Genomic DNA, 12,486 nt, shown 5'->3' with positions numbered 1-12,486 from the left:
ACGCATTGCAGCGCCGTCCCGCGTTTGGCACAGTGACTTGTCGCCCGGACTGTGCGGGCACTACCGATGACCCATTGATGACCGCATGCGCCTGACCACGATCAAACTCGCCGGTTTCAAGTCCTTCGTGGACCCGACCACCCTGCACCTGCCGAGCAACATGATCGGCGTGGTCGGCCCGAACGGTTGCGGCAAATCCAACATCATCGACGCGATCCGCTGGGTGATGGGCGAGAGTGCGGCCAGCCGCCTGCGCGGCGATTCGCTGACCGACGTGATCTTCTCCGGCTCCAACACCCGCAAGCCGGTGGGGCAGGCCACGGTCGAGCTGATCTTCGACAACGCCGACGGTTCGATCCAGGGCGAATACGGCCAGTACGCCGAGATCTCGGTGAAGCGCCAGGTTACCCGCGACGGCCAGTCCGCCTATTTCCTCAACGGCGCGCGCTGCCGCCGACGCGACATCACCGACCTGTTCCTCGGCACCGGCCTCGGCCCGCGCAGCTACTCGATCATCGAGCAGGGCATGATCAGCCAGATCATCGAGGCGCACCCGGAAGAACTGCGCACGCACCTGGAAGAGGCCGCCGGCATCTCCAAGTACAAGGAACGCCGCAAGGAAACCGAGAGCCGCATCAAGGCCACCCGCGAAAACCTCGACCGCGTGCGCGACGTGCGCGACGAGGTGGACAAGCAGCTCGAACACCTCAACCGCCAGGCCCGCGCCGCCGAGCGCTGGAAGGCGCTGAAGGAAGAACAGACGCGCAAGGAGGCCGAGCTGCGCGCGCTGGAATACCGCGGCCTGAAGAGCCAGCACGACGGCGAAGGCGAAGTGCTTTCCGCCGCCGAGATCGAGATCGAGAAGCAGCTGGCCGGCCAGCGCCAGATTGAGGCGCAGCTGGAAAGCGTGCGCGAGCGCCATACCGACGCCAGCGAGCACCTGAACGCGGTGCAGGCCGAGGTGTACAAGGTCGGCGCCGAGATCGCCCGGGTCGAGCAGCAGGTCCGCTACAACAAGGAGACCGCCGAGCGCCTGCAGCGCGCGCACGGCGACGCCGAACGCGAGCATGCCGAGCTGGCTGCGCACATCGATGGCGACCGCGAGCAGGTCGAGGCACTGCGCCTGGCGCTGGCCGAAGGCGAGCCGAAGCTGGAAGCCCTGCAGCAGTTGCAGGACGACACCGCCGAGGCCCAGCGCAGCACCGAGGCGAAGCTGGCCGACTGGCAGCAGCGCTGGGACAGCCATACCCGCAACGCCGGCGAATCCAACCGCGCGGCCGAGGTGGAACGCACCAAGCTCAATTATCTCGACCGCCAGGCGATCGACCTGTCGCGCCGGCGCGAAGCGCTGGAAGCCGAGCAGAAGGCCACTGACGTGGCCGCGCTGGACGCCGCCGGCCAACAATTGATCGACGAGCACGAGACCCAGTGCGAACGCGTGGAAACCCTGGGCAACCTGCTCGACCAGCACAAGTCTGGTCACGAGAAGGTGCTGGAGGAAGAACGCCAGGTGCAGTCGGCGCTGAACGAGGCGCGCCAGCAGCTGCAGGCGGCACGCGGCCGGCACGCCTCGCTGGAGGCGTTGCAGCACGCCGCGCTGGGCCAGGAAGAAAGCGCCGCCAGCGGCTGGCTGGCGCGGCTGGGGTTGGACCGCTCGCGTCGCCTGGGTGAATCGCTGCAGGTCGAGGCTGGCTGGGAAACGGCGGTGGAAACTGCGCTGAGCGGCTTCCTTGACAGCGTGCTGGTCGACGGCGCGCATGCGCTGGCCGCCGAATTCAAAGCGCTGGAGAACGCCGACGTTGCGCTGCTCGACGCCGCCGACGGCGGCGCCAACACCGCCGGCACACTGGCTGCCCACGTGCGCGGGCCCGCCGCTGCGCTGGCGATCCTCGGCCACGTGCTCACCGCCGAATCGCTGGGCGAGGCGCACCAGCGCGTGACCTCGCTGTCCGCGCTGGCGCCGTACCAGTCGGTGATCACCCGCGGCGGCGAATGGCTGGGCTCGGGCTGGGCACGGGTGCGGCGTGCGCAGGGCAGCCAGGTCGGTGTGCTGGCGCGCGAGCGCGAACTGCGCCTGCTCATCGAGCAGGTTGCCACGCTGGAAGCGCAATTGGAGGAATCCGGCGAACGGCTCGACACGCTGCGTACCAGCAAGTTCGAGGCCGAGCGCGCACGCGACGACGCGCAGCGCGAGCTGTACAACGCGCATCGCCGCCAGTCGGAACTGGCCGGTCAGCTGCAGAGTCATCGCGGCAAGCTGGAAACCGCCCGCGCCCGCGCCGAAAAGGTCAGCGGCGAACTGGACGGTCTGGCTGCCCAGCTCGACGAATTGCAGAGCCAGACCCGCGAGGCGCGTGCGCGGCTGGACGAGTCGGTCGGCCTGATGGGCGACCTGGAAGACCAGCGCCGCGAACTGGAAAACGAGCGGCGGGCGCTGCTCGAGGCGCGCGAAGAGGCGCGCATGAACGCGCGCGAGGCGGCCGAGCAGTCGCATGCGCTGGCGCTGGCGCTGGAGTCGAAGCGATCCTCGCTGAGCTCGCTGGAGCAGGCGCTGGGCCGCATGGACGCCCAGTTGCGCCAGATCGGGGCGCGCCGCAACGAGATCACCGAACAGCTCGCCGCCGGCTCCGACCCGATCGCCGAACTCGAAGCCGAACGGCAGGCTTACCTGGACCAGCGCCTGCTGGTCGACAAGCAACTGGTCGAGGCGCGCCGCGCGCTGGAAGACTGCGACGTCGAATTCCGCAAGCTGGAGCAGCAGCGGCATCTGGCGGAGCAGGGCCTGGCCAGCCTGCGCGAGGGCCTGTCCGAGAAGCGCCTCGCCGCGCAGGCGCTGCAGCTGCGCGCCGAGCAGCTGGCCGAGGCGATCGGCGCGTCCGGCCTGGCGCTGGAAACCCTGCTGGCCGAACTGGCCGAGGACATCGACGCCAGCCAGTGGCGCGCGCAGCTCGGCGACATCGGCCAGAAGATTGCGCGGCTGGAGCCGGTGAACCTCGCCGCGATCCAGGAACATGCCGAGCAGAGCGAACGCAAGACCTACCTGGACAACCAGCTGGCCGATCTGGTCAGTGCGATGGAGACGCTGGAAGGCGCGATCAAGAAGATCGACCGCGAGACCCGCCAGCGCTTCAAGGAAACCTTCGACAAGGTCAACGCCGGCGTGCAGGAACTGTTCCCGCGCCTGTTCGGCGGCGGCCATGCCTACCTGGAACTGACCGGCGACGACCTGCTCAATACCGGCGTGTCGATCATGGCGCGGCCGCCGGGCAAGCGCGTATCCAACATCACCCTGCTGTCCGGCGGCGAGAAGGCGCTGACCGCGGTGTCGCTGGTGTTCGCGATCTTCAGCCTCAATCCGGCGCCGTTCTGCCTGCTCGACGAGGTGGACGCGCCGCTGGACGAGGCGAACGTGGGACGCTTCTCCAGCATGGTGCGCGAGATGAGCGAGAAGGTGCAGTTCATCTTCATCAGCCACAACAAGGCGACGATGGAAGCGGCCACCCAGCTGTGCGGCGTGACCATGCGCGAGCCCGGCGTGTCGCGGCTGGTGCAGGTGGACCTGGCCGAAGCGGCTAAACTGGCGGGAGCTGCCTGAAGGAACCGATGATGACGATTGCCTTTGCCTGGAACCCTGCCGTCGGCGTCCCGATGCTGATCGTCGGGGTGATCGTGCTGGCGCTGATCTGGCTGTTCGGTCAGCCGAAGAAGGAACAGGGCAGGCGCAGGACAGTGATGGACCCGCACGCTGGCGAGCGCCGCGAACCTACCCTGGGCGAACCGGGCAGCGAGCCGGTTGCGGGTGAACCGTTCATCGGCGATGCGCGGCCGCAGCAGGGCGAACTCGAGGTGGGGCTGCGCGAGGAACTCGAACGGCTGGGCGCCACCCTGTCCGGCGAGCGCGCCAAGGCTCCGCTACCCGCCGCGGCACCGAGGGGCAGGCCCAGGCAGCAACCCAAGCTGGCCGACCATGTCGCCTCGATCATCGATGCTCTGCGCGCACCCAGTTCCGGCGAGCCGGTAGTCGCGGCGGACCTCTCGCCCGCCGCAGAGGAAGCTCCCGCGCCGGCGACGGCGTCCGTGGCCACGCCAGCCTCCGGAATACCGCCGCGCTCCGACCTTGGCCGCCGCCCACCCCAGCTGCCGGTGGAGCGCATCGTCACCTTGTTCGTGGTGGCCCGCGACGGCGGGCGTTTCCACGGGCCGGACCTCGTCGTCGCTGCCGAGAAAGCCGGCCTGGAATTCGGCGACATGGGCATCTACCACCGCCTGGTCGACGGTAAGCGCGAGCTGGGGCCGATCTTCAGTGTCGCCAACATGCTCAAGCCCGGCAATTTCGACTTGGCACGGCTGGATGCCTTGCGCACGCCCGGGGTGAGCTTCTTCATGACCCTGCCGGCACCGCTGCCTGCGCTGGACGCGTGGGATGCCATGCTGCCCACGGCGCAACGGTTGGCCGAACTGCTGGACGGCCAGGTGCTGGACGAGGAGCGCAATGCGCTCGGCCGCCAGCGCATCGCCCACATCCGCGATCAGTTGCGCGGCTGGGATCGCGACCACGAAGGCAAGGAAATCATCTTCGGGCGCTGATGCCCCGGTCAGCCGGCCTTCTGGCGGCGGGGCAGTTTCCAGCCCGGCCGGATGAAGTGGCAGGTGTAGCCGTCGGGATAGCGTTCCAGGTAGTCCTGGTGCTCCGGCTCGGCTTCCCAGAAATCGCCGGCCGGCGCCACTTCCGTCACCACCTTGTCGGGCCACAGGCCCGAGGCGTCCACGTCGGCAATGGTGTCCTCGGCGATCCGCCTCTGCTCCTCGGACGTGTAGAAGATCGCCGAGCGATAGGAACTGCCGCGGTCGTTGCCCTGCCGGTTCGGCGTGGACGGATCGTGGATCTGGAAGAAGAATTCCAGCAGCGCGCGATAGCCGATACGCGCTGGATCGAACACGATCTCGATCGCCTCGGCGTGGCTGCCATGGTTGCGATAAGTTGCATTCGGCACGTCGCCGCCGCTGTAGCCGACCCGGGTCGAGACGACGCCGTCCTGGCGGCGGATCAGGTCCTGCATGCCCCAGAAACAGCCGCCGGCCAGGATGGCGCGTTCGGTACTCATCGCACGTCCTCTACCTGGTCCAGGTAGTCGCCATAGCCTTCGGCTGCCATGTCGTCGCGGTGGACGAAGCGCAGCGAGGCCGAGTTGATGCAGTAGCGCAAGCCGCCGCGATCGACCGGGCCGTCGGGGAAGACGTGGCCGAGGTGGCTGTCGCCGTGCACCGAGCGCACTTCGGTGCGGATCATGCCGTGCGAGGCGTCGCGCCGTTCGTGGACGTGGGCCGGCTCGATCGGCCGGGTGAAGCTGGGCCAGCCGCAGCCCGATTCGAACTTGTCGGTCGAGGCGAACAGCGGCTCGCCCGACACGACATCGACGTAGATGCCCGGCTCCTGGTTGTGCAGGTATTCGCCGGTGCCGGGACGCTCCGTGCCGCTCTGCTGGGTGACCCGGTACTGTTCGGTGCTGAGCCGCGACAACACCTCGGGGTTCCTGGTGTAACGGGGCATGCGGAGCCTCCTGTCGTGATTCGGATACAGGTGGAAGATGGCTGTTCCTGCACGCTTATCAAGGCAGCCGGGGGAAACGCCGGAAGAAGAGGGCACGTCTGATTCTCCTGCGATCCCGGGCTTCGCGGAACAGGTGCGTGCCGCAGGTTGGCTGTCGCATGCGCATACGCGCGAGGGGCGGGCAGGGCAGCGGGCCGCCCTCTCATTCCTTGAGATGGCGACGGGTGACGCTGGAGTCCGCCTCACCTTCGAAACTGGATGCGATTGCTTCGCCAAGCCGTTGATCCATCGGGGTGCTACGCGTGGTTTTTCTTTTACTCTCGATTTTCACCTGTTTAGGTGAAACTATGCGGACCATGACCATCCAGATCACCCAGCGCCAGTCGAACGTTCTTGCCTTCATCCGTGCGCGGATCGAGCGCGATGGACAGTCGCCCACTCTCGAGGAAATTGGCGAGGCATTGGGCATCGACAGCGTCAGCGCGGTGCTCAAGCACGTGCGTTCCCTTGAAGCGAAAGGCCGGCTGACCCTCGAACCCCATCGCGCCCGCGGTATCCGGCTGGTGCGCGAGCCCGATCCGATGGATGCGGACACGCTGGAGCTGCCGCTGATCGGTCGCATCGCGGCCGGCGAACCGCTGTTTTCGGAGGTGCGGGTTGATCGCCGCCTGCGTGTTTCGCGCGCGCTGTTCCGACTGCGCCCGGACTACCTGGTGAAAGTGGTCGGCGATTCGATGCGCGGGGAGGGCATTTTCGACGGCGACCTGGTGGCGGTGCACGCCACGCCGGTGGCCCGCCACGGCCAGGTGGTGGCCGCGCGCGTGGGCGGGGACCGTTTCACGATCAAGCGGCTGTACTGGAAAGGCGACATGGTGCGCCTGCTGCCCAACAGTCCGGGCTTTCGTCCGATCGACGTGGATCCCACCGAGGATTTCGCGATCGAAGGCCTGTTCGCCGGCTTGCTGCGGGGCAGTTGATGAACGCCGTGGTTCCCCTTTCCGCCTTGCTCGATGCGCGTCAGGTTTGGCGGGGGCACGCTGCCGGGGTTCCGGCCGGCAACCAGCCCACCGGGTGGCGCGCACTCAATGCCCTGCTGCCTGAAGGCGGCTGGCCCGATGCGTCGCTGTCGGAGATCCTGCTGCCCGTCGATGGCGTGGGCGAACTCCGCCTGGTGCTGCCCACGCTGGCGCGATTGACCCGAAGCCGGCGCAACGTGGTGATCGTATCGCCGCCATATGCGCCATGCGTCGCCGGCTGGCGGCAGCAGGGCGTCGACATGCGCCGGGTGGACATCATCGATGCCGTCGAAAAGGACGTGCTCTGGGCCACCGAGCAATGCCTGCGCTCGGGAAGCTGCGCCGCGGTGCTGGCGTGGCCGCGGCGGGCCGACGATCGCGCCTTGCGCCGGCTGCAGGTGGCGGCGACCAGCGGGCAGGCGCTCGCCTTCGTGTTCCGCGACCGCTCCCATCTTTCCAACGCATCACCGGCCGCGCTGCGGCTGGAACTGGAAGCCTTGCCGCGGCCGCAGTTATGGGTGCGCAAATGCCGCGGCGGGGCCGTGCCCACCCGGCCCGTTTCGCTGGCGCGTCTTGCCGGTTGATGGTGGCCGGACATGCTCTGGGCCTGCATCAACCTGCCGCATCTGGCCATGGACGGGATCCTGCGACGCCATCCCGTGACGGGTCCGTTGGTGCTCGTCGACGGGCCGGCCAACGCCCGCACGATCGTTGCGGCCAATGAACCTGCCCATGCCGCAGGCCTGCATGTCGGGCAGCGACTGAGCGCCGCCCAGGCACTGCTGTCCCAGTTCGAGGCGATGGCGTACGAGCGCGAATCGGCGGACCGCTGGCACCGGTTCCTGGCTGCCGTGGCCTATCGCTACAGCTCCGAGGTCAGCCTGCTGCCGCATGCGATCGTGCTGGAGGTCAGCCGCAGCATGGGCCTGTTCGGGCCGTGGCCACGGCTGGAGGCGATGCTGCGGGCGGATTTCACCGCACTGGGGTTCCGCCATCGGCTGGCCGCGGCGCCGACGCCCCATGCCGCGCAGGTGCTGGCCACGGTGGCCGATGGCCAGGCGGTGCAGGGCGCCGACGCGCTGCGCCGCGCCCTGCAGGGAGTGCCCCTGGCCGCTAGCGGCCTGCCAGCGGCGGCCATCGCCGTGCTGCCGGGCATGGGTATTCGCCGCCTGGGCCAGTTGCTGGCGTTACCGCGGGATGGCCTGCGCCGGCGCTTCGGCGCGGAGCTGCCGGCGGCGCTGGAACGCCTGACCGGCGAGCGCCCGCCCGGCCTGGAGTCGTATCGCCCGCCGGACGTCTTCGACCTGCGCATCGAATTGCTGCATGAGGTGGAGAACCGGTCCGCGCTGGTCTTTCCGCTGCGGCGCATGGTCGATGACCTGGCCGCCTATCTCGCCGGCCGCGATGGAGGCGTGCAGCGTTTCCTGCTGCGCCTGGAACATCGCGAAGGGCGCTGTACCGATGTGCCGGTGGGGCTGCTGGCGCCGGAGCGTGATGGCGCGCTGCTGTTCGAGTTCGCACGGGGCCGGCTGGAACACGTCGTGCTTCCCGCGCCGGTGCTGGCGCTGCGCCTGCTCGCGCGCGAGCTGCCGGCGTTCGTGCCCGCCGGGCGTGACCTGTTCGACGAGCGGCCGGCGAATGCGCTGCCGCTCGGGCAACTGCACGAGCGCCTGCGCGCGCGGCTGGGCGAGCGGGCGGTCTACCGGCTGGGCGGCACCACCGACCCGCGCCCCGAACGCGCCCAGGCCGTGGCCGAAGGCGACCACGGCCACGACGAGCCGTCGCCGCGACCCACCTGGCTGCTGGCGCATCCGGTTCCCCTGCGTGGCCCGCCGCCACGCATCCTCGCCGGCCCCGAGCGGCTGGAAACCGGCTGGTGGGATGGTGCCGAAGCCTGCCGCGACTATTACGTGGTCGAGACCTCGCTCGGCCAGCGGGCGTGGACATTTTGCCCGCCCGGCGAGCAGGACGGCTGGATGCTGCAGGGCTGGTTCGCATGAACGACTACGCCGAACTGCATTGCCTGTCCGATTTCTCCTTCGGCCGCGGCGCCTCGAGCGCGGCCGAGCTGTTCGAGCGCGCCAGGGCCTGCGGCTACCGCGCCCTGGCAATCACCGACGAGTGTTCGCTCGCCGGCATCGTGCGCGCGTACCAGGCCTCGAACGAAACCGGCCTGAAGTTGATCGTGGGCGCCGAGTTCCAGCTCGCGGATGGCCCGAAGCTGGTGCTGCTCTGCGGGAATCGGCAGGGCTATGCCGGGCTCTGCCGGCTGATTACGCGCGGGCGCCGGGCCTCGGAAAAGGGCAGGTACCGGCTTGCCTGCGCGGACCTGCATGGCGGGTTGCCGGGCACGCTGGCCTTGTGGATGCCGGCGCCGCAACCGGACATCGCCCACGGCCGCTGGTTGCGCGAGACGTTCGGCGATCGCGCATGGCTGGCGGTGGAACTGCACCGCGGCCCCGACGATGCCGCGCGCCTGCGCGAACTGCAGGCGCTTGGCCGTGCCGTGGGCCTTCCGCTGGTGGCCAGCGGCGACGTGCACATGCACGTGCGCCGGCGCCTGGCCCTGCAGCACACGCTCACCGCGATCCGCCATCGCGTGCCGGTCGCCGAGGCCGGGGCGCTGATCTTCCGCAATGGCGAACGGCACCTGCGCCGATGCGACGTGCTGGCCGGGATCTATCCCGAAGCCCTGTTGCAGGAAAGCGTGCGCATCGCCGAACGCTGCACCTTCCAGTTGGACGAACTTGCCTATCGTTACCCGACGGAACTGGTGCCACCAGGCCACACGCCGACGAGCTGGCTGCGCCAGCTGGCGGAGGAGGGCCTGCGCTGGCGCTGGCCGCAGGGTGCCAGCGACAAGGTGCGCCGGCTGGTGAAGGAAGAACTGGCGCTGATCGCGTCGAAGCAGTACGAGGCCTTCTTCCTTACCGTACACGACATCGTCCGCTTCGCGCGCGGCCAGGGCATCCTCTGCCAGGGCCGCGGCTCGGCGGCCAATTCCGCGGTGTGTTTCGCGCTGGGCGTGACCGAGGTGGACCCGGAGGTCAACCACCTGCTGGTGGCGCGCTTCATCAGCGAGGACCGCGACGAGCCGCCCGACATCGACGTCGATTTCGAGCACGAGCGGCGCGAGGAAGTCATCCAGTACGTCTACCGCAAGTACGGCCGCGAGCGCGCCGCGCTGGCCGCCACCGTGATCTGCTACCGCGGCCGCAGCGCTGTGCGCGACGTGGCCTGGGCGCTGGGCCTGCCGCCGGACCAGGTCGGCCGGCTCAGCGACGTGTTTGCGCGCGGCTGGGGCGACAGCAAGGCTGACGAACGGTTGCGCGAACAGGGCTTCGATCCGGACAGCCCGCTCATCCGCCGCGTGCTGAAGCTCACCGGAGAGCTGCTCGGCATGCCGCGGCACCTGTCGCAACATGTCGGCGGCTTCGTGATCTCCGATGCCCCGCTGAGCGAGATGGTACCGGTGGAAAACGCGGCGATGCCAGGGCGCACGGTGATCCAGTGGGACAAGGACGACCTCGACTGCATGCGCATGCTGAAGATCGATTGCCTGGCGCTGGGCATGCTGACCTGCCTGCGCAAGTGCTTCGCGTTGCTGGAAAGCGCGTATGGCGTGACCAGGATCATCGCGACGATCGAGCCGGATGACGCGGCGACCTATGCAATGATCCGGCGCGCCGATACCGTCGGCGTCTTCCAGATCGAAAGCCGCGCGCAGATGGCGATGCTGCCGCGGCATCGGCCAGCGAATTTCTACGACCTGGTGATCCAGGTGGCGATCGTGCGGCCGGGCCCGATCCAGGGCGACATGGTGCACCCGTACCTGCGCCGCCGGAACGGCGAGGAGCCGGTCGACTATCCGTCGCCGGCATTCAGGGATGTGCTGGAACGCACGCTCGGCGTGCCGCTGTTTCAGGAACAGGTGATGAAGCTGGCCATGGTGGCCGCCGACTTCACCGATGGCGAGGCCGACCAGCTGCGTCGTTCGATGGCCGCATGGAAGCGTCACGGTGGGCTGGAGCCGCATCGCGAGAAACTGGTGCAGGGCATGCTGAGGAACGGCTACACGGCGGCATTCGCCGCGCGCATCTTCGAGCAGATCAAGGGCTTTGGTTCCTACGGTTTCCCCGAATCGCACGCGGCCAGTTTCGCCAACCTGGTCTACGCCTCGTGCTGGCTGAAATGTCATTACCCCGCGGCGTTCGCCTGCGCGCTGCTCAATGCGCAGCCGATGGGCTTCTACGGACCGAGCCAGATCGTGCAGGACGTGCGGCGTCATTGCGTCGCGGTGCGCCCGGTGGATGTGCGTTTCAGTGACTGGGACTGCACGCTGGAACCGGACCCGCGCGGCCATGCCGAGGCGCGCGCGATCCGGCTGGGCCTGCGCATGGTTCGTGGGTGTTCCGAAGCGGCAGCGCTTCGCCTGATGGCCGCGCGCCGGCAGCAGCCGTTCGCCGACGTCACCGACCTGTGCGTGCGATCCGGCCTCGATCGCCGTCACCAGGAGCTGCTGGCCGATGCGGCAGCCTTGCGCGGGCTGGCCGGCCATCGCCATCGCGCACGCTGGACGGTGGCCGGCGTCGAGGCGCAACTGCCGCTGTTCGGCAACACCAGTCCGGCCGAGCGGACCGTGACCCTGCCGCTGCCGACGCAGGCCGAGGACACGCTGGCGGATTATGCGCGGGTCGGCCTCAGCCTGGGCGTGCATCCGCTGCGACAGATCCGCGCCCGCCTGGACGCGGCGCGCTGCATCGACGGCAAGGTCCTGCGTCGGCAGCCGCACCACAGCCACGTGCGTGTGGCCGGGCTGGTGACGTCGCGACAGCAACCGCAAACCGCCAGCGGCATCATCTTCGTGACGCTGGAGGACGAGCACGGCCTGATCAACGTCATCGTGTGGCGGCAGGTGGCCGAAACCCAGCGCCGTGCGCTGCTGCAGGCGCGGTTGCTGGCAGTGGAAGGGCAGTGGGAGAACGTCGAGGGCGTCCGTCACCTGGTCGCACACCGGCTGCAGGACCTCACCCCGCTGCTGGGCACGCTGGATGCGCGCTCGCGGGACTTCCACTGAGTTCGTCGCGGCTCCCCCGTCGTTGACCCGGCTTGCGCATACCCGGCGCGAATGGCCAGAACGACCGCGCGTGAAAACGTCCCGGATCCGCGCCGCGAGGCGCGTGCGATGGGGCTGGTCCATGTCATCCGTGCCAACGGATGCCTTGGTGCTGGCACCCCTCAGTCTATACGAGCGTGAACCCTCCGTGCGAGCTGGCTATCTGGTCGAGGTTCACCGTGGGCCTGACGATTCGGACGTTTTCTTGCTGCTCACCTTGGTAGTGAACCGGGCAACTAGGCTTGGCCAATGAAACTGCCTGCAGCAAGTGTACGGGCAGTAGAGGAAGCGAGTTACGGTCGCGAAAACTTGCCTGTTGACGTAAAGTCCGGTCCTGCGTTACTTCTACAAACACCTGCGTGCAACGCGCGGGTTCGAGGGAATGACGCGATGCGTGCATCGTTGGCAAGGGAACGGCCTGGGGCTAGGAGGATGAATGTTCGTGGTGTCGAGCTGGAGTAAGGCTCAGCTGAATAGCGCCGGAAAAAACTGGAATCCAACGAGGCGACCACTGGGTCCCGTTGTGGTCCATCCGTTCGTCACGGCGAGGCGGGCCCCCTGTCGTGGCGTCAGGCAACCAAGTCCCCTGAAATTCAAGTTTGTATGCGCTGTGCCGATAGCGGCCTAAACAGCTGCGCGTTCTTGTCGGTGGCGAATGGATGCCGACAATGGCCCGCATGTTCCCATGAGTCGTGCCAGGCGATCCGCAAGTTCGGTTCACCACTGACATTGATACCAAGGAAGCCGATCCCGTGAATGTTCCTGTCGAGCCTGTTTCAGAGGCTGAAGCAACGACAGACGAG

At 68.3% G+C, this 12,486-nt stretch carries 8 protein-coding genes; 6 read left to right on the top strand and 2 right to left on the bottom strand.

Annotation, left to right across the window (positions count from 1 at the left end):
- Positions 1–85: 85 nt before the first annotated feature.
- Positions 86–3,595: a chromosome segregation protein SMC gene (gene smc, locus RHOOR87_RS0100460; protein WP_027483941.1), complete on the top strand. Its 3,510-nt coding sequence runs from the start codon at positions 86–88 to the stop codon at positions 3,593–3,595.
- Between the two features lie 11 nt (positions 3,596–3,606).
- Positions 3,607–4,587 (top strand): cell division protein ZipA, encoded by a 981-nt coding sequence (gene zipA, locus RHOOR87_RS0100455; protein ID WP_007508438.1) that lies wholly within the window; start codon positions 3,607–3,609, stop codon positions 4,585–4,587.
- A gap of 8 nt (positions 4,588–4,595) precedes the next feature.
- Here the strand turns inward: zipA and msrA are convergent, their stop codons facing one another.
- Together msrA and msrB are read right to left on the bottom strand one after the other, a co-directional pair.
- Positions 4,596–5,105 (bottom strand): peptide-methionine (S)-S-oxide reductase MsrA, encoded by a 510-nt coding sequence (gene msrA, locus RHOOR87_RS0100450; RefSeq protein ID WP_007508436.1) that lies wholly within the window; start codon positions 5,103–5,105, stop codon positions 4,596–4,598.
- Positions 5,102–5,551 carry a peptide-methionine (R)-S-oxide reductase MsrB gene (msrB, locus tag RHOOR87_RS0100445; RefSeq protein ID WP_007508433.1) on the bottom strand — a complete coding sequence of 150 codons (450 nt, stop codon included), beginning with the start codon at positions 5,549–5,551 and terminating at the stop codon, positions 5,102–5,104. The genes msrA and msrB overlap by 4 nt, the downstream gene beginning before the upstream one ends.
- Positions 5,552–5,907: 356 nt before the next feature.
- Here msrB and lexA point away from each other — a divergent pair, with 356 nt between their 5' ends.
- From lexA to RHOOR87_RS0100425, 4 genes are read left to right on the top strand one after another with little or no spacing between them, the layout of a single operon-like run.
- Positions 5,908–6,528 carry a transcriptional repressor LexA gene (gene lexA / locus RHOOR87_RS0100440; protein WP_007508431.1) on the top strand — a complete coding sequence of 207 codons (621 nt, stop codon included), beginning with the start codon at positions 5,908–5,910 and terminating at the stop codon, positions 6,526–6,528.
- Positions 6,528–7,151 (top strand): translesion DNA synthesis-associated protein ImuA, encoded by a 624-nt coding sequence (imuA, locus tag RHOOR87_RS0100435; protein ID WP_007508429.1) that lies wholly within the window; start codon positions 6,528–6,530, stop codon positions 7,149–7,151. The genes lexA and imuA overlap by 1 nt, the downstream gene beginning before the upstream one ends.
- Before the next feature lie 12 nt (positions 7,152–7,163).
- Entirely contained in the window at positions 7,164–8,567 is a 1,404-nt protein-coding gene (locus RHOOR87_RS0100430) for a DNA polymerase Y family protein (protein WP_027483940.1), read from the top strand.
- Positions 8,564–11,644, top strand: a complete 3,081-nt coding sequence (locus RHOOR87_RS0100425) for an error-prone DNA polymerase (RefSeq protein WP_007508425.1) — start codon at positions 8,564–8,566, stop codon at positions 11,642–11,644. The genes RHOOR87_RS0100430 and RHOOR87_RS0100425 overlap by 4 nt, the downstream gene beginning before the upstream one ends.
- Positions 11,645–12,486 lie beyond the last annotated feature (842 nt).

The sequence above is a fragment of the Rhodanobacter sp. OR87 genome (assembly GCF_000473345.1).
Classification (GTDB): Bacteria; Pseudomonadota; Gammaproteobacteria; order Xanthomonadales; family Rhodanobacteraceae; genus Rhodanobacter; species Rhodanobacter denitrificans.
The sequence above is the reverse complement of the archived record's forward strand: the minus strand, read 5'-3'. Positions and strand labels throughout refer to the sequence as shown.